The organism is Chengkuizengella axinellae, from assembly GCF_030730905.1.
Classification (GTDB): Bacteria; Bacillota; Bacilli; order Paenibacillales; family KCTC-33759; genus Chengkuizengella; species Chengkuizengella axinellae.
Genome location: NZ_JAVAMP010000006.1, coordinates 93,280 through 114,615, shown reverse-complemented (window position 1 = coordinate 114,615; position 21,336 = coordinate 93,280). Strand labels below are relative to the sequence as shown.

The following is a 21,336-nucleotide window of genomic DNA, read 5'->3' as shown; positions in this document are numbered from 1 at the left end:
TTAGTGCTAATTCGTAAACAAGAATTATCATATGGAGGAACGTTATGATTCATTCACTTAGTAAACGTATTATGATTGTGTTTTCCATTTTCTTGATGCTGCAGCTTTCTGCATGTAATGTATGGAATGATTATGATTATGATTTTGGAAACATAGCTACGAACCGTACAAATACTGATTCAGTGGTTGAATTAACCGTATGGTTATGGGACGGAAGTGGATTAGAGGACCTGATAAGAGAATATGATTTACAGCATGATGATGTTAACGTTAACACGATTGTACTGTCTTATGAAGACACACATTATAATTTACAAACTGCGTTTGCAGCTGGATATGGTGCGCCAGATATAAGTCTAGTTGAGGTAAGTTATTTGGAGCGTTTCAAAGAATTTGATAAAGCTTTTTATGATTTAACACTATATGGAGGGCAGACATTAAAGGATCAATACTTGGATTGGAAATGGCAGCAAGCATCCAATCGAGATGGGTTTTTATTCGGTTTGCCTACGGATATAGGACCAGTAGCTATGCTGTACAATAGAAGCTTGTTTAAAAAAGCTGGCTTACCAACCGATCGTAGATTAGTTTCAATGAGAATTAAGACTTGGGATGATTTATTTGAGGTTGGGGAAATATTAAAGGAACATAATATTTACATGATCGATAATATTTACATTTTATATCGGGTGATTTTAGGCCAAGGAGAACAACAGTATTTTGAGGAAGGTACAAATAAATTAATTGTGGATACAAACCCAAATGTAAAAAAAGCGTGGGATTACGCGGTGATTGCAAAGGAGATGGGCTTTTCCAGAGGGGCTCCACAGCTTTATGAACCTCAATGGGGTGAAATCATAAGAGAAAATGAATTTGCGATTACGTTTGCTACTTCTTGGATGTTGTCAATCATTGAAGATGCACTCATCTCAAATAACACCTCATCAGTTAATGTGAGTAAGTTGAGTGAATGGGATGTAACTTATTTACCTGAAGGAGGAGGAAACTGGGGGGGATCATTTTTAACGATGCCAAAAGAAGGAAAACATCCTAGAGAAGCGTATAAATTAATAGAGCACTTAACTTCATTAGAAAGTCAGCTTAGAGTTTTTACGAAGGATAAGATTTTCCCTTCAGCTTCTATGTTGTATGATGATCCTATCATTTTAGAAACAAAATTGCATTATTTTAATAATGCACCTGTAGGTGAGATATTTACGGAATCAGCCGAGAAGCTGGAACCAGTTTATGAAGGCCCGTATCAACATTTTGTAACTGAAATTATAGATGATGCTCTGCTGCAAGTGGATCAGTATAATGCCTCTCCAGAGGACGCCTGGGACAACGCAATGCAGCAAATTAAAAGTGAATTAATTAAAAAATAACTTTTGTTTCAACTACTAAAAAAAATATGATTTCTATTTAAAAAAAGGAGGTAAGCATGAATATATTAATGGTTGATGATGAACCCATTGTAAGAAATGCTATGGCCAATATGATCCGAACGATTGAAGATGATTACGAGGTGCAAACAGCTGAAGATGGGGAAGATGCAATCTCAAAACTAAAGAATACAAAGTTTGATATCGTGATTACAGATATAAGAATGCCTGGAATGGATGGTTTGCAGTTGGCAAAATATATTTATGAATCTAATTCCAAAACATATGTTGTTATGCTGACAGGTCATGCTGATTTTGAGTATGCCCGTACGGCGTTACAATACAAAGTAGTTGATTATTTATTAAAACCAACTTCGGTGGAAAGTGTTAGAGAAATTATAAGCAAGATTGAAATGATGATCAACAATCGAAAATCCAAAAAAGAGATTGGTCGACTAAGAGAAAAGAATCTATTGGAGAAAAGGGTTCAGGACCTTTTTTATGAAATGCCAGTCCCATATTATGATGAATCATTGTTTCCTGAATTCCAATCTATTTATTTGTTTTCTATCACGATGAAGCCTGAAGAATTGAGAAAAAAAACAATACGATTCTCCTTGAAAAATATTATCACGGATGTATTAAGTGAAATGGGTACATCCATTGTTGTTGTTGAGGAAAGCCATATTACAACACTTTTATTTTCACAAAAGGATCAAACCAAAAAGTACGACGCTGTATTAAAAAACATTACCAATGCGATAGAACAAATTTTAAAAAGAAGTTTTGAAATTGGAATTGGTGGGGTTAGCGGTCAATTGAATGATGTTAGTAAACTTTACAAAAAAAGTCTTAAAGAGCTAGGTTTATACAAAGAAGAGGAGCAAGTGAAGAAAGGGAAATCAAATGAGTCTATTCATCGATTGATACGCTCTGTAATTGAATTTGTAGAAAATGACTATGATAAAGAAATCACCTTAACTTCCTTAGCTGAGCAATTGTTTGTTAACCCTAACTATTTGAGCAGTTTGTTTAAGAGCGAAATGGGAGTGACCTTTAGTCATTATGTGACAAAAACTCGAATTAATAAAGCAAAGGACTTATTAAAAGAGACTAATCATAAAATTTATCAAATATGCAAAATGGTTGGATATACAGATCAAGCTCATTTTAGCAAAGTATTTAAAGCTTTTGAAAATATGAGCCCTTATGATTATAGAGAACAAAGTAAGTCACAGCATAAACAATCGCAATAATTGAACTTTATTTTAATTACTACTAATTTGTCATTGATTTTGTTATATTATAGGGAAAGATATAATATATTAACTCATTTGGAGGCTAAGATGAAACCATACTTTTTTGATGAACAAAAACGATTTGTGATCAGAGATTATAACAATCAAAAACCTTTTTCCAGTTTTTTTCCTGGTATTGCTGGAACGATGGGAATTCCAATTTGGGCTTTTTATGTGAACCGAGGACAAGGCATTGCGAGCTTCGGAGTACAAAATAAAGATAGTTCTATCATGGAGTTTTTTCCAGCTAATAAATCTTATCAGCAAATTCCTACAACAGGTTTTCGTACCTTTATTAAATATAATAAAGGCGAGAAAAAAGGATACTATGAACCTTTTACATATCAGAGTGGTGATTTACAGTTAGATGAAAATATGTACATTTCATCTAATCTTCTTGAAATCGATTCCACCAATAAAGAAACAGGATTGCAAGTATCCGTTAGTTATTACACTTTGCCTAATGAATCATTTGCATCTTTAGTTCGTACAGTGAAAATTAAAAATATTTCTGAAGAAAAAGTAAAATGTGAAGTATTAGATGGAATGCCTTCTATTCTTCCATACGGTATTACAGAAGAGCCTTATAAAAGATTGGGTCATACGTTAAAAAGCTGGATGGACGTATATAACTTGGATCAAGGGATTCCTTTTTATAAGTTAAGAGGGGATACAGCGGATTCTGCAGCAGTAGGAGAAATTAAAGGTGGTTATTTTTATTTAAGTTTTGATGATGACAACTTAATTTCGCCAATTGTAGATGCAAATCTTGTGTTTGGCATGAACACATCCTTTAACAAACCAGATGTATTTTTGAAAAATTCTCTTGGAGACTTACTAAGTCAACAGCAAGTGACAACGAATAAAGTGCCTACAGGTTTTTCAGGACTAGAAAAAGAATTGCAGCCAGGACAATCTGTTGAAATTAATACAATGATAGGTTTTGTTCATGATATCGAACAGATCAATTCACGCAAAGATGAATTAAGCCAAAAATCCTACATTGATACAAAACGAAATGAGGCACAGCAATTAGTTGAAGAATTAACAAATGATATTGCTACAAAGACGTCTTCTAGTTTATTTGACGCTTACTGTAAGCAAAACTATTTGGACAATCTTCTTCGAGGCGGTTATCCCGTTACGTTTGAAGCAGGTGACAAGTCACTTGTGTATCATATTTACTCTAGAAAACATGGTGATTTAGAGAGGGATTATAACTTCTTCTCGTTAGAAGCAGGGTATTATTCACAAGGGAACGGAAACTTTAGAGATGCGAATCAAAATCGAAGAAGTGATGTGCTGTTCCATCCAGAAATTGAAGATTTTAATGTGAACATGTTTTTTAACCTTATGCAGACAGATGGATATAACCCACTTGTAGTAAAAGGCTGCAGTTTTACAGTGAAGCAAGATCAATTGGATATGATATTAAAGTTTGTTCATGACAACGATAAAAATAAAATTACAACCTTCTTTACTAAACCATACACACCGGGTGAGCTATTAACACAGATTGGCAATAGAAATATTAAACTTGAAGTTTCTGAAGAGCAGTTTTTATTAGAAGCTCTTCAAATTAGTGAACAGCATGTTGAAGCAGAATTTGGAGAAGGATATTGGGTAGATCATTGGACATATAATATGGACTTAGTGGATAGTTACTTAGCTATTTATCCTGATCGTCTTCATGAAATGTTGTTTGACAAACAAACCTATACTTACTTTGACAGCCCAGCCATTGTATTGCCAAGAGAGGACAAATATGTATTGGTTGATGGAAAGGTACGTCAATATGATGCAATTGAAGAAGATGCTGAAAAAGAATCCATGCTTCATGCAAGAACTGAATTGCCTAATTGGGTGAGAACGAAGTTTGGAGAAGGTGACATTTATTATACAAATTTATATAGTAAAGCTGTTTCTTTGGCTTTGAATAAATTTGCAACATTAGATCCATATGGACTAGGTGTTGAGATGGAAGCGAACAAACCAGGTTGGAACGATTCAATGAATGGTTTGCCAGGCTTATTCGCCTCTGGGTTTAGTGAAGCAAGTGAATTAAAAAGACTCCTTCAATTTGTGATTTCCTCAAGTGAAGGCATTAGCAAAACAATAAAACTTCCAGTGGAAATGGCTGATTTGCTGAAAGCTATAGAAGGTTATCTTGATACTTATAATGCGTCAGAGCAATTAGATAAGGACTATCAATATTGGGATCAAGTATCTACTGCTAGAGAACAATATCGTGAGAAAACAAAGTATGGAATTGATGGGGCAGAAGCGGAATTCGAAGTCTCAGAGATCGTTCATATATTGAATAAATTTGTAAACAAAATGAATGAAGGAATGAAGCGTGCTTTAGAATTGAATGATGGGAAATATCCAACTTATTTCTATTTTGAAGCAGACAGTTATGAACAGATCACAACTGAAGATGGAAAACAAAAATTAAACAAAAATCATTTGCCAAATGTGAAGGTGACGAAGTTTAAGCTGAACAATCTTCCTCAATTTTTGGAAGGTCCTACTAGAGCACTTAAAGTATTGGATTCGTTTGAAGAAAAACAAAAGCTTTATCAGCAAATTAAAAATAGTGGCGTATATGATAAAAAGTTAAAAATGTATAAGGTGAATGCTTCTTTAGAAGAAGAGTCCTTTGAGTTGGGAAGGGTTAGAGCCTTTACTCCAGGCTGGCTGGAAAATGAATCTGTCTTTATGCATATGGAATATAAGTATATTTTAGAGGTGTTAAAAGCAGGTTTATATGATGAGTTTTTTGAAGATATGCAAAATGTAATGGTCCCATTTTTAGATCCAGAGGTTTATGGAAGAAGTATTCTAGAAAATAGTTCATTTATCGCGAGCAGTGCAAATCCTGATGTGACTCAACACGGTACAGGTTTTGTGGCAAGGTTAAGTGGTTCTACAGCAGAGTTTCTTTCTATTTGGTATTTGATGATGGCGAACAAACAACCATTTCAAATGGAAGATGGCAAGCTTAGCTTGAAATTAAAGCCAATATTACCAGGATGGTTATTTGATGAAAATGGCACGGTTCAATTCAATTTCTTATCTAAATGTGATGTGACTTACATTAATAAATCAGGGAAAAATACATTTGGAGCAGATGGAGTACAAGTGAATAAATTCGTACTTACTACCGAAGATGGGGAGCAAGTTACGATCGAAGATCATTTTGTCCCAGATCCATATGCATCCATGGTGCGTGAAGGTAAGATTATAAAAATAGATGCTTACTTAGCATAATTTTAGGATGAATACCCTATAAGGAGCTCTTCATTTTATTTCTAAAAGATAGCGTGTATTTTAGTTTCATATCTTTTTAGAATAAAGCTTCTTAAGGGTATTCTTATTCAGACAGAAGGTGGAGGATTACATTGAAAAAACTAGGGTTAATTTTAACTTCATTGGCAGTCATCATTATTATAATTGGAATCGTTTTCTACTCGACTCAAAATAGCGATAAAAGCGGATTTCAACCTAAAGCTTCAAAAGGAAAAACACATGGGACAACAGCTGTTTCTGTTGATTTTGATGAAACCATTCATCATTTGGCAGTCCAAGTTTCGAGTGAGCCTTTTGCAGAGCCAACGATAGGGGAAGTAGTTTCCTCTAATAGAACAGTTACGAATTCATACACACCAGGAGAGGATATTTCTGGAGTGGATGGGAAAACGAATAAATATTTAGGTGTATTTTTAGTAGATGACAATAACAAAATTGTAGATTTTAAAGAGATTAAGTTATCTAATGGAAAAGTCCAAACTGAAAAATGGAGCTTAGTATGGGAAGACGACTTCGAGGATGCACAAATAGATGAAAGCAAGTGGAACTTCATTCAAGGTGGCGGTGGATACGGCAACCATGAATTACAGAACTATACAAACCGTTCAGAAAATGCTCGTATAGAAGATGGTTCTCTTGTTATTGAAGCACATGAGGAAAATTTCGGTGCTGAAGAATACACGTCAGCGAAATTAACCACAGAGGGTAAGGGAGATTGGAAATACGGCAGATTTGAAATTAGAGCTAAATCCCCTGAAGGACAAGGAATTTGGCCTGCAATATGGATGATGCCTACAGATTATCAGGTATATAATGTGTGGCCTTCATCTGGTGAAATAGATATTTTTGAGCTTGTAGGACACGATCCTTATACAGTTCACGGAACTTTACACTATGGTTCTCCGCATACTTATACAGGTGAATCCTATCAATTGCCAAATGGAGAGAAATTTAGTGATGATTATCATACGTATACGATAGAATGGGAACCTGGAGAAATCAGATGGTATGTAGACGATGTTTTATTTTCTAAACAAAATGATTGGTTCTCAAAGGACCCCAATAATCCAGAAAATTATACTTACCCTGCACCTTATGATCGTGAATTTTATTTACAATTAAATCTAGCAGTAGGTGGAGACTGGCCAGGTTATCCTGATGAAACGACGGTATTCCCGCAGCAATTTTTAATTGATTATGTACGTGTATATGAATTAGATGGGGAGTATAGAGAAGCAGGAGCTCGTCCAGAACCGTCCCCTTACGCAACTGAAACAACAGGTGATGCTAGAGAGCCTTTAGAAGATGGTAACTTTGTCTATAATGGTGGATTTGATGAAGAGTTGACGAACTGGGATTTTCAGCCTTACGAGCCAAAAACACAATTTGGCGGTGAGGGTGAAGTCATGGCTGAAGAAGGTGAATTACACACTGATATTCAAAAAAGAGGTGAGGCACCTTGGGCTATCCAATTAGTACAAACACAAATCCCTATGGTGAAAAATGAACGTTATACGATCTCTTTTGATGCTAGATCTACTGGAAATCGTGAAATGATGGTGAATGTTTCAGGACCGGATCGCAACTTTTCTCGTTATTTCCAAGATACAAATGTTGCCTTAAATGAAAACATGCAGCATTTTGAATTTACTTTTGACATGATACAAGATTCAGACATGAATGCACGTGTCGAGTTTAATATGGGTCAATTTTCAGACCTGCCAGTATGGGTAGATAATGTGAAATTAGTTAAGAAGGAAAAAGACCCTAATGAAACCAAAGTCATTCTTCCTACTGGAAATTACGTGTACAATGGAACTTTTGATCAAGGTGATCAGCGCTTGGCATTCTGGGAGTTGATAAATGAAGATGGAGCAGATGCAGCTGCTGCTGTAGGGGTTAACCTTGAGGAGAGAGAATTTGAGATTTCAATCAGCGAGGTAGGAGCTTCACCTGAATCTGTTCGATTTGTTCAGACTGCATTAAACATGGAAAAAGGGAAAACCTACTTACTTTCCTTTGATTCCCGTGCAGCAGAGGAGCGATCCATTGATGTTAGAATGACAAATGAAACAGAAAATACAATACATGCATCAAAATCATTCAATTTATCTACTGAATCTCAAACCTACAATTTTGTATTTAAGATGGAAAATGATACAGATACGCATGCACAACTTCAGTTCTTGTTTGGAAATCAAAGCAGTGCAGCTTATTTAGATAATGTAATATTAAAAGAACTTCTTGCACCAACTGTGTTGGAAGATCGAGTAGTCATCCGTGCTAAGGAATATTATGATATGTCAGGTGTTGTCATTGAAGGTGAAACGGTTGGATTTATAGAAGAAGGCGATTGGATGCAATATGTTGTTGATGTAAAAGATGCAGGAGATTATAAAGTAACTTATTACGCTGCGTCTGAGCTGGACAATGGTCAATTAAGTATGTTAGTTAAACCTGGTAGTGTATTTACAGAAAATTTAGCTGCTGGAGAAGTCTTAGAAAATGACGCTAGTTATAAGACTACGATGCAAGTCAAGGGAACAGGGGGCTGGCAATCTTATAAGTTAATGAATGATTCCATTACTTTGGATGCTGGGGTTCAAACGATACAAATCTATGCGCCAAATGTTAATTTGCATTGGTTCAGTATAGCAAAAGTAGAGTGAATATAAAAATTAGATATATTACAATATTTTGTCATGAGGAAAAGCTATTGACAATGTTTTGTTAAGAGCTTTATTATTAGAATAAGAAGAGCAAAGCCTAGCTCTTCTTTCCTCAAAACTTGAAATCTTCTTTACTTTTTATAAATATCCGAGTCTACAGCTAATTAGTTTAATATATATTACAACAGTATAAAAATACCTTTTTCAATTCTATTAATGAAAACGATTCCAGTTTATTTTCAAAATATTTAATTTATTATTACTTATTAATTTGAAAGGGGTGATACATACCTGTCTTTTATTTATGTCTTTTATGTTCAGCACCATAGTTCTATTTGGGAATGTAACAGATTAGTATGATATTTATTGTTTCATTTTAATTTTATTAATGAACTTACTTTAAAAGGAGAGAATTCAATTGAAGAAATTATTGTCCATTTTACTTGTTCTAATGATGATTATGGGAAGTTTCCAAATCGTATTCGCAGGCGAAAACAAAAATGACGCACCTGCATCAAACAATTTTAATCCGAGAGCTTCAAAAGGTCAATTACACGGTTCAACAGAAGTAGACGTTAAATTTGATGAAAGCGTTTATCATCTAGCAGTAAAGGTTTCAAGTGTACCCATTGAGACTCCTAGTGCTGGAGATGATGTAGCAACTGATTTTTCAATTATTAATCCATACACTCCTTTAGATGATATTTCTGGAGTGGATGCAGAGATTAACAAATATCTTGGTGTTTACTTAGCTGATGAAAATAATAAAGTAGTAGATTTTAAATTGCTAGAGCTTACAAAAGGTAAAGTTCAAAAGGAAAAATGGAATCTAGTGTGGGAAGATAACTTTGACGGTTCAGTAATTGATGAGAGCAAATGGAACTTCATTCAAGGTGGCGGTGGTTATGGAAATAACGAACTGCAAAACTACACCAATCGTGAAAAGAATGCAAGGGTAGAAGATGGCTCTCTAATTCTTGAAGCACATGAAGAGCAATTTGAAGGAAATGAATATACTTCTGCAAAATTAACTACAGAAGGTAAGGGAGATTGGACTTACGGGAAGTATGAATTTAGAGCAAAAATGCCAGAAGGTCAAGGAATTTGGCCTGCGATTTGGATGATGCCTACGGATTATGATGTGTATGATGCATGGCCTTCTTCAGGTGAGATTGATATTATGGAATATTTAGGACATGATCCATACACTGTATATGGAACTTTACATTATGGTGTACCATGGACACATACTGGCCAGCATTTTCAACTTCCAAGTGGTGAAAACTTTGTAGATGATTATCATACGTTTACGTTGGAATGGGAACCAGGTGAAATGAGATGGTATGTGGATGGAATTTTATTCTCTACACAAAATGATTGGTTCTCTAAAGATCCTCAAGGAGCAGAAAACTTCACTTATCCTGCACCATATGATAGAGATTTTTATATCCAATTAAACTTAGCTGTTGGTGGAAACTGGCCAGGATACCCTGATGAAACGACTGTATTCCCTCAGCAATTATTAATCGACTATGTTCGTGTGTATGAATTAGATGGGGAGTATAGAGAAGCTGGTGAAAGACCAGGTCCATCTCCTTTTAGCAGTAATGACTCAGAAGGCAGAGAGCCTTTAGAAGATGGAAACTATGTTTATAATGGAAGTTTTGATGAAGATTTAGCTTATTGGGATTTCCAACCTTTTGAGCCAAGTGATTTATTTGGTGGTGTAGGTGAAGCTACGGTTGTGGATGGTGTATTAAATACTACAATCACGAATGCAGGGGATGCACCTTGGGCCATTCAATTCTCACATCCAAATCTACCAATTGAAAATGGTGAAAGATATAAATTATCTTTTGATGCTTGGTCAACAGCTGATCGATCCATGTCTGTTAGTGTAGTTGGACCAGATAATAATTTCGCTCGATATTTGCAAGATCAAACAGTGGGTATTACAGATACACAACAACAATTTGAGTATGTGTTTGATGTAGTTCAACCTACTGATAACAATGCACGTATTGATTTTAATATGGGTCAAGGCTCAACGCTTCCTGTTTATTTAGACAACGTACGTCTAGAAAAAATTGAAAAAGATCCAAACGCACCTAAAACAGTGCTGCCTGACGGGAACTATATTTATAATGGAACATTTGATCAAGGTTCAGATCGATTAGCATTCTGGGATTTATCTGTTAATGAAGATGCTGCGGCTTCTACTGTTGTTAATAGTGACATCTATGATCGTGAGCTTTTCGTATCTGTTGAAAAAGCAGGAACTTCTGCAGATTCCATTGCTGTAAGTCAAAATAATTTAAATATTACAGAAGGTCAAAGTTATTTGGTTTCTTTTGATGCTAGAGCGGAAACTGAAAGAACATTTGAAATTGAACTATCTAATGCAGAACAAACTGAAACGTATATGAATCAGTCCTTTGATTTATCTGCGACAACTCAAAGTTACACTACTGTATTTACAATGAGTAGTGCCACTGATGAACATTCATTGCTGCAATTTTTATTCGGAAATGATGCTGCAGGAGTTTATTTGGACAATGTGACGATGAAAGTGATTTCACCACCTATGAGTGTGGAAGGAAGCACTCAAATTCAAGCTGAAAACTATGTGAGCATGTCTGGAATCATCGCTGAAAATGATGGCAGTACCATTGGATTTATTGATGAAGGGGACTGGCTGCAATATGCGATTGATGTAAAAGAAGCAGGAGAATATGTTATTTCTTATTCCGTAGCTTCTAACGTAGATACAGGAAGTTTAACGTTATTAACAGAAGCAGGTAGTGCGTACACAGGCGAATTAGCATTTAATGAAGAAATTACTGAAACAGAAGCTGATCAAGTGTATAAGATGGACGTAGCAAGTACAGGTGGTTGGAATAACTGGAGCATCGTTAGTCAAACGATTGAATTAGAAGAAGGTATTCAAACACTGCAAATTGCATCACCAGGAGTAAATTTAGACTGGTTCGCTCTTTCAGCTAATAATCAAAATCAAGGGCAAGATCTAATTACAAATGGAACTTTTGATTCAGAGGTAGCACCATGGTTTGTTTGGTGGGGAGATGAATGGAACGGACTTGCAGAAGGTGATGCATTAGTTGAAAATGGTTTGTTTAAAGTGCAGCTTGAAAGCATAGGCGGCTTGCCATTTATTCCTCAAGTAGTTCAAGAAGGATTGCCATTTGTTAGTGGTGAGACCTATACGGTAAGTTTTGATGCAAAATCTACATCTCCAAAGAAAATAAATGTGAATGTTGGTAAAGGTCTAGACACTGCTCCATGGTTTATCCCATATGTTGAAACTCAGCAAATTGAGTTAAGTACTGAAATGCAAACCTATACTTTTACATTTACTATGAATGAAGCTAGTTATGATAACGGTAAAATTGTATTTGAGTTAGGAGCAATTGACGGAGAAGCTGTAACAGGAGATGTATTCTTTGATAATATTAGTATAATTAAAGAATAAAAATGAAAATAATTTCTATTATTGCAGAAAAATGAAAGAAAAGTCTATAAGAATATTAGCTTTTATTGCAGATTTGTGAAAGATTAGTATGAAGCTGTTGACATTCAAATGTTAACAGCTTTATACTGTTTTTAACATATATTTCTTACTCAATTTATATATAAAACATCGTACTGGAGGTGTATTATGAAGACGTAAATTTTTTCTTCATATTGAAAACGATTTCAGAAATACTGTATTTTTATAAGAAATTATTTAAATTTATAAGTCTATTGAAAACGATTTCAAAAAAAGAAAAATTCATAAGTACACAGTAAAACTACTTATACATGGGAGGAAAAAATTTGAATAACAAACGCGCTAGAAAACTATTAGTTGTCTTATTAACATTTAGCATGATTTTTTCTATGATAAGTCCAGTTTTTGCGGCAGGATCATCAGATATTGATGGACATTGGGCGGAAAAACAATTGAAACAATGGATTGAAAACGGTTTATTAAACGGTTATGGGGAAGGCGTATATAAACCAAATCAAACGATAACAAGAGCTGAAGCAGCTGCTTTAGTTAATCGATCATTTGAACATGAGGAAACAGCTGAGGTTGCTTTTTCAGATGTAGAAGTAGCCGATTGGTTCTATAATGATGTATCTAAAGCATTAGCAGCCGGTTTTATGACAGGTTATGAGAATGGAACGTTTAAACCTGATCAGAATATTACACGTCAAGAATTAGCAGTGATGGTTTTCAGATTGCTAGATTTAGAGGTAAATGCAAATGCAGTTGCTTCATATGATGATGTAGATAGTATTGCAGATTGGGCTAAAGGTGAAATCGGTGCCCTGGTTGATTTAGGGATCGTAACCGGTTACAACGATAATACAATTCAACCAGAAGGCTTAACAAAACGTGCGGAAGCGATTGTGATGATCGAACGTGCTTTTGAATATTTGTTTACATACAATGAAGCTGGAACCTATGGACCTGAAGAAGGTATAGAAACCATTACGCACAACGTGACAGTCACAGCTTCTGATGTTACATTGCAGAACCTAGTGATCGAAGGAGATCTTCTTCTAGCTGAAGGTATTGGTGAAGGAGACGTATTCTTAAATAATGTGACTGTGAATGGGACTACTACGATTCTTGGTGGTGGAGAAAACAGTGTTCATTTAACGGATACAGTTCTAGTCACAGTGATTGTTGATAAGAAAGACGGAAACATCCGTATCGTAGTTAAAGGTGAATCAGAAGTAAAAGAAGTAACATTAAACTCTGGTGCTAAATTGGAAGAATCTGAACTTGATGGAGCAGGTTTCACTGATGTTATTCTTTCTACTGAAGTTGCCAAAGATTCAAATGTTGAATTAGTAGGGGAATTTAATTCAGTAGAAGTAAAAGCAGTAAGCGTTGAAGTAGAGCTTCCTCAAGGTTCTTCAATAGAATCCTTAGTATTAGAAGTAGCTGCAAAAATTACTGGTGATGGAGATGTAACATCTCTTGGAGGTGATGGCGTAGAAGATTCTACAGTAGAAGTGGATGTTGAGGGAGAGAGCCAACCAAAAGTTACTAAAGATGATGACGATGACGATCCAATTGATAGAACATCTCCTTCTATTAAATCAGCATCTGTAGTAATTGGTGATCAAACCCTTTCAGCTGTAAAAGATGCTAGAAATGAATTCCACTTTGTATTACCACTAGTTCTAGCTGATGGTGATATGATCACTCAATTTAGTATAGAATCCTCTAGTGATACTAAACGTCTAAGTGGTAAAAGTACGGATTTCAATGTAGATATTCAGGATTTCGAAGCTTCCTTTAAAAATGGAAAAGCATCCTTTACTGTTTCTGATCTATTAGGTGATCTTGATCTATTAGGGGATGGTGTATCGGTAGGTACTATAAGGTCATTACTTGGTGATAATTTAGCATTAACTATTACTGGTTCAATTGAAGATGATGATGGAAATGATTCAGATGTAATATTAACAATTAACTTTGAAGCTCCCGTTTTTGAAGGGGTTGAAGTGCAAGAAGGCAGCATACATGCCAGTACAAATCTTATAGCTCCAGTTTCAGATGGAAATTACTTAGCTGTAAAAGTAACTAATGCTTTAACTCCAATTGAGAGACCTCTACTTGGGGAAATGGCTCCAAATGATTACTCAGTTAATTATCCAGAGTCTGGTGATGATATTTCTGGGGTAGATGAAGATATAAATAATATTTTAGCTGTATATGAAATAAATGAAAACAATGAAATTATAAAATTCACACTAGTTGAGTTATCAAGTGAAGATATTTCTAACGAAAAATGGGATCTAGTCTGGGAAGATAACTTCGATGGTTCATCAATCGATGGAAGTAAATGGAACTTCATCCAAGGTGGTGGAGGTTACGGAAATAATGAGTGGCAAAACTATACGAATCGTGAGGAAAATGCACGTGTTGAAGATGGCTCATTAATTCTAGAAGCTCATGAAGAGAGTTTTGGTGGCAATGATTATACTTCTGCTAAGTTAACTACAGAAGGAAAAGGAGATTGGACTTACGGGAAGTATGAATTCAGAGCAAAAATGCCAGAAGGACAAGGGATTTGGCCTGCAATTTGGATGATGCCTACGGATTATGAATTATATGGAGAATGGCCTTCATCAGGTGAGATTGATATTATGGAGTATTTAGGGCATGATCCGTATTCAGTTTATGGAACACTTCATTATGGTAATCCTTGGACACACACAGGACAACAGTTCCAATTGCCTGATGGAGGTAGTTTCGCTGATGAATACCACACATTCTCATTAGAATGGGAACCAGGTGAAATGAGATGGTATGTAGATGGCATCTTGTTCTCAAAACAAAACGATTGGTTTACTAAGCATTCAAACGAAGGTGCAGAATTCACATATCCAGCACCTTATGATAGAGATTTTTATATTCAATTAAATTTAGCTGTAGGTGGGAACTGGCCAGGTTACCCTGATGAAACGACAGTATTTCCTCAGCAAATGTTGATTGACTATGTTCGTGTGTATGAATTAGATGGGGAGTATAGAGAAGCAGGTGAAAGACCTGGACCATCACCGTATAGAAATATTGATAATTCTGAAGCAAGAGAGCCATTGGAAGATGGTAATCATGTTTATAATGGTAGCTTTGAGGATGGTTTAGAATATTGGGATTTCCAACCGTTTGAAACACCAGATCAATTTGGTGGTATTGCAGAAATAAGTACAGAGAATGGAGTTGCAGAAATAACAATTGAGCAAGCTGGAGATGCCACTCATGCAGTACAGTTTGTTCACCCAGATATACCATTAGTTCAGGGTGAAAAATATAGATTATCTTTTGATGCTAAGACAGAGGGTAATCGAGATATGATAGTAGCTGTTTCAGGACCAAATCGTAACTATGAAAGGTATACGCCAGATAGAACAATTCAATTGACGAGTGATTTTGATACGATTTCATATGATTTCAAAATGGAGTTAGGTACTAACTACAGTGCTCGAATTGAGTTTAATATGGGGCAGGCTTCAGATTTACCAGTGTGGATAGATAATGTACGATTGGAGAAACTAGAAGTTGATCCAAATGCGGCAAGAGATGTATTACCTAACGGAAATCATATTTATAATGGAAGATTTGACCAAGGTTCGGATCGTATGATTTATTGGGACTTTGAAACAAACGGATCTGCTGATGCTACAACTTCTGTAGGAAGCGAAATAGCTGATCGTGAATTAGATATAACTATAGATAATGGTGGAGAAACTTTACAATCTATCATTCTTAAACAAAATAAATTAAATATCCAAGATCAAACATCGTATATTCTTTCGTTTGATGCAAGTTCATCAAGTGACCGAACTATTGATGTGCAGTTAAAGAATGAACAATCAGATTTAGTTTATGAAAAAGAAAATGAACAGATTCAATTGACTAACACGATGGAAGCATATTCTGTTGTGTTTGATGTTAACGATGAAAATGCAGAAAAAGGTGAGTTGCAATTCTGGTTAGGTGGAGAAGATGATAGCGATGTTACCATTGACAACGTAACATTGAAAGTTGTAACTCCTCCGACAGTTGTAGATTATAAAACTGTCATTGAAGCAGAAAATTACAGTGATATGTTTGGAGTACAGGCAGAAAACGAAGGCCAAACTATTGGATTTATTGATCAAGGTGATTGGTTGCAGTATATGATCGATGTAGAGGAAGCTGGAGAATATGTAATATCTTATTTAGTTGCAACTGCTAATTCAGGAAGCATGACTTTACTAGTTGAAGAAGGTAGTGCTTATACTGGTCAATTACCATTTGGTCAAGAAATATTAGAAGAAGATGCAGATGGAATATACAGTATGGACGTTGCTTCTACAGGTGGATGGAATGAATGGAACTTTGTAAGACAGACGGTTGAATTAAATGAAGGCGTACAAACACTTCAGTTATATTCTCCAGGAGTGAATCACGATGTGTTTATTATTTCTTCTGCTAGTGATACAGAAGGAGAAATTCTTGTTAATGGTAACCTTGAACTTGGAGAAGCAGAATGGCTTAATTATGTACACAATCCTGATTTAGGAAGTATTGATATACAGGATGGACAAATTGATGTAAGTATTGTTGAAGAAAGTGATCAATTCTGGCATATTCATCTTAAACAAGCGGACTTAGCTCTGAAGCAAGGTGAAAAATACTTGCTAAGTTTTGATGCAAATACTTCATTAGAAAGAGATATTCTTGTGAAGGTTGAAGCAGCTAATTTTGCCCCTGTAGGTGAAGGTGCGGAGCAAATAATTAAGATATCACCAGACAATACTTCATATGAAATGTCATTTACAGCAACCGATGATATGCTTGGTTCATTGGTAGTTGGATTAGGTGGTAACATTGGAGACAATGGTGATAATCTTGATTCACATACTATCACTTTTGATAATTTTAGTATTATTGAAGAATGGACACTAGTATGGAATGATGAGTTTGATGGAACTGAAGTAGATCCTAACAAATGGACCTTTGACATAGGAAATGGAGAAGGCGGTTGGGGTAATAATGAATTAGAATATTATACTGACCGACCTGAAAATGCAAAAGTAGAAAATGGAAATTTAGTGATTACAGCTAAGTATGAAGAAGATGGTTATAACGGTTTTGATTACACTTCGGCTAAGTTGAAGACGGATGAACTCGAAAGTTGGAAATATGGAAAATTCGAAGCTAGAATCAAATTGCCAACAGGACAAGGTTTATGGCCAGCATTTTGGATGATGCCTCAAAATAGTGAATATGGTGATTGGGCATCATCTGGTGAAATTGATATTATGGAAAACTGGGGAAGTCGACCGACTGAAATTGGTGGAGCTATTCATATGGGAGAAGATTGGCCAAACAACAGTAGTAAACATAAAAATATCTTTTTACCAGACGGTGGAGTTGTTACGGACTGGCATACTTATGGTATTGAATGGGAGCCTGGAGAAATTCGTTGGTATGTAGATGGAGAACTTTATTCTACAATTAATAATTGGTATAGCAAAAGCTTAAATCAACCACTAAAGAATTCATTTCCAGCACCATTTGATAAAGAATTTTATATGATCATGAATTTGGCTGTCGGAGGACATTTTGACGGAAATCCTGCAGATAATTCTATCTTTGATGCAGAGATGTTAGTCGATTACGTGAGAGTATATGAATTAACCGGTCGTCCTTATATGGAAGTGACTTCTGAACCTGAAGTAGACATGGAGCCTATTCCAGATGAGGCAAGAAAACCATTAGATGATGGAAACTATGTTTACAATAATAACTTTGATCAAAACGTTGACGGAGAAGATTCTATAGAGGGTGTTGACGGTACAAGTTACTGGCAGTTCCTGCACGTAGATCAATTCCAAGGTGATGGAGATGTAAGCATCGTAGAGATTGATAATAGAAATTATGCAAAAGTAGACATTACTCAGTCAGGAAATCAACCTTTCTCCATCCAATTAATTCAGCATTTACCTGTAGTAAAAGGACATTGGTATAAGTTAAGTTTTGATGCTAAAACAGAGGATACACGAAACATAAGTGTAAAAGTAGGTGCTGGAGAAGACTTAGAATATATAGTGTATTCACCGAATGAGACTTTTTCTCTAACTGATGAATTTAACACATATGAGCTATTATTCCAGATGCCAGAAAATACCGATATTAATGCAAGAATAGAATTTAATTTAGGATTAAATGATCAAGATGTGTGGATTGGAAATGTTCGATTTGATGAAGTTGAAGAGCCTTTATTAGACTTTGATGCACCTCATCCTCCAGCTGGAGATGGGAACCTTGTATACAATGGAACGTTTGATCAAGGGTATTACGATCGTTTAACATATTGGCAGTTTGCTACTTCCAATAGAGCAGATTTAAACTTAAGTGTTGGCGAAGAAACACGTGAACTAAAAGTGGATGTTACAGATGATGGTTCAAATGCTCGAGATGCGTCTGTTTACCAAAATGGAATTGAATTGCTTGAAGGCGAAACTTATGAGTTGAGTTTTGATGCTAGAGCCAAACAAGGACATGATGTAAATGTAGAATTGAGAAATCTAGATGGTTCGGATATTTATTTTGCAGAAACTGTAAGCTTAACTACGGATATGGAAGCATATATATTTGATTTTGAAATGATAGAAGAATCTAATGATTTATCTCAGTTAGCCTTTTATATTGGTGGACAAAATACAGAAGTTTATTTTGATAATGTGAAGTTAATACGTACAAGTATTTATGATGGTGTTGATCTTTTCCCATTGAAAAATGGTGATTTTGAAAATGGAATGGATCCATGGAATCCTCTAATCATTGATGGTGGAGATGGTAGTTTTGATATCAATGGAAATGGAGAATTCCAAGGCAATGTTAATGTGGCTGGAGATCAGCCTTACAGTTTCCTTTTAATTCAAAGTGGTTTAGAGCTTAAGAATGGAATTGATTATATTGTCTCCTTTAATGCACGAGCTACGAAGAATCGTGATATGTTAGTCACGATAGAAGATTCTGATTATACTAGGTACTTTGAAGATACGGTTCAATTAACTAGCGAAATGCAAACTTTCTCCTATGAATTTACAATGGAAGGGAATACCATTGGGGATCTTAAATTTTCTTACGGAAACCTTCCAGGTTCTGATTCAGCACATGAAGTGATTATTGATGATGTAGTATTGGAAGTGAAAAATGCACGACAAGTTGCTTCTATATTGGAAAATGGAACGTTTGATCAGGGCTTAACTGATTGGGGAAATTACTTTCATAATGATGCAGGAGCGATTGGGGGCGTTAGTGTAAATGATGAGCAATTAGTAGTTGATATTACGAATGAAGGAACAGATTTCTGGCACGCTCATGTATTACAAGCTGATTTGGAATTTGAAGAGGGCCAAAGCTACTTATTAAGCTTTGATGCAGCTTCAACAGTGGATAGAAAAATACAAGTTAAGGTTGAAAATTCAGGTAATCAACCAGTTGGTGCAAATGCAGAACAAATTATTGACATTAGTTCAGATATGAAGACTTATGAATTTCCGTTTGTTTCAAATGAAGAGAATGGAGCCTTGGTGTTAGGTTTTGGTGGTGGAATTGATGGGCAAAGTACAATCGGTGCTCATGAAATTACATTAGATAACATCAGCATTATAGAATGGGGTGAATATACTCCAGAGCCTGAACCTGAACCGCATGAATTATTAAATGGTTCATTTGATGATGGGACATCTGATTGGGAATTTGGGGAAAGACCTGAATTTCAAGTTATTGATGGAGTAATGGAAATAAATATTGGGAATTTGAGCGGTGGGCCAGCATTATGGGATTTAACCTTGAAACAAAACAATTTAGCACTAGAGCAAGGTAAGGTTTATGAGCTATCATATGATGCTTATTCAACAATAGAAAGAGACATTTTAGTAAAAATTGAAGATAGTGATTATAATCCAGTAGGAGTAGGAGCAGATAGAATTGAAAAAATCACAACAGAGAATAATAAGACTTATTCCTTCCAGTTTAGTATGGACTATGATTTACCATCTGGTAATTTAGTATTTGGTGTTGGAACTGAATTAGAAGCACATACAGTATATATTGACAATATTACTCTTAGTGAAGTTGAGATTCAAAATCAAAGTATAGGTGATGAATTGATTCAAGATGGATCTTTTGAGTCCAATTTTGAAGAATCATGGGGGTCTTGGACAGAGGTAGAAGGCCTTGCTGGATATACAGTAGAAAATACTGAAGAATTGAAAGTAGTAATAAATTCTTTAGGAAACTTTCCACATAGTATACAATTGTTACAAGAAGGATTAGTGTTTATTGAAGGAAATTCATACAGAGTTAATTTTAGAGCAAAAGCAGATAAGGAAAGGCCGATTAATGTAAATGTGGGAAAACCATTAGCAATGAATCCATGGTTTAATAAATATACTGATACGGTAAATGAAACACTAAGTACAGAATATAGAGATTATAGTTTTGAATTCACGATGGATCAATACTCGTATAATAATGGTAGAATCGTAATTGAATTAGGGAAGATAAATGATGAATTGGATTTTTCAGGAAATGTATATTTCGATGATATTAGTATAACTGTAGTAGAGAATCCAGAGCTAAATGAAGATGTTCAACCTTTAGAAATACAAGCAGTTGAAGAAGGTCAAGAAGAAGTCGATCAACCAGTAGATGATCCAACAGGTGATGATCCAGCAGGTGATGATCCAACAGGTGATGATCCAGCAGGTGATGATCCAACAGGTGATGATCCAGCAGGTGATGATCCAACAGGTGATGATCCAGCAGGTGATGATCCAGCAGGTGATGATCCAGCAGGTGATGATCCAGCAGGTGATGATCCAGCAGGTGATGATCCAGCAGGTGATGATCCAACAGGTGATGATCCAGCAGGTGATGATCCAGCAGGTGATGATCCAACAGGTGATGATCCAGCAGGTGATGATCCAACAGGCGATGATCCAGCAGGTGATGATCCAGCAGGCGATGATCCAGCAGGTGATGATCCATCTGAAGAACCACAGCCGGCTGAAGAACCTTCCGGCGAATAATCTTTCCAAGTGTGAAGATTTAATTTAATGTGAAAAACCCTAATCTATTCAGTATTATTCTGTAAT

Annotated in this window: 6 protein-coding genes; all 6 read left to right on the top strand. The window is 35.6% G+C overall.

Going from position 1 to position 21,336, the window contains the following annotated elements; genetic code table 11:
- Positions 1-44: 44 nt before the first annotated feature.
- The 6 genes from Q5Y73_RS13660 to Q5Y73_RS13635 all read left to right on the top strand — a co-directional run bounded on the left by Q5Y73_RS13660 (position 45) and on the right by Q5Y73_RS13635 (position 21,270).
- On the top strand, positions 45-1,385 hold the full coding sequence (locus Q5Y73_RS13660) for an ABC transporter substrate-binding protein (protein WP_305992470.1): 1,341 nt from the start codon (positions 45-47) through the stop codon (positions 1,383-1,385).
- 56 nt (positions 1,386-1,441) lie between these two features.
- Positions 1,442-2,638 carry a response regulator transcription factor gene (locus Q5Y73_RS13655; protein WP_305992469.1) on the top strand — a complete coding sequence of 399 codons (1,197 nt, stop codon included), beginning with the start codon at positions 1,442-1,444 and terminating at the stop codon, positions 2,636-2,638.
- A 90-nt stretch (positions 2,639-2,728) separates the two neighbouring features.
- Positions 2,729-5,950 carry a cellobiose phosphorylase gene (locus Q5Y73_RS13650; RefSeq protein ID WP_305992468.1) on the top strand — a complete coding sequence of 1,074 codons (3,222 nt, stop codon included), beginning with the start codon at positions 2,729-2,731 and terminating at the stop codon, positions 5,948-5,950.
- A 131-nt stretch (positions 5,951-6,081) separates the two neighbouring features.
- Positions 6,082-8,658 (top strand): carbohydrate binding domain-containing protein, encoded by a 2,577-nt coding sequence (locus tag Q5Y73_RS13645; RefSeq protein ID WP_305992467.1) that lies wholly within the window; start codon positions 6,082-6,084, stop codon positions 8,656-8,658.
- Between the two features lie 418 nt (positions 8,659-9,076).
- Positions 9,077-12,148 (top strand): carbohydrate binding domain-containing protein, encoded by a 3,072-nt coding sequence (locus Q5Y73_RS13640; protein ID WP_305992466.1) that lies wholly within the window; start codon positions 9,077-9,079, stop codon positions 12,146-12,148.
- Between the two features lie 344 nt (positions 12,149-12,492).
- On the top strand, positions 12,493-21,270 hold the full coding sequence (locus tag Q5Y73_RS13635; RefSeq protein WP_305992465.1) for a carbohydrate binding domain-containing protein: 8,778 nt from the start codon (positions 12,493-12,495) through the stop codon (positions 21,268-21,270).
- The last annotated feature ends 66 nt before the right edge of the window (positions 21,271-21,336 follow it).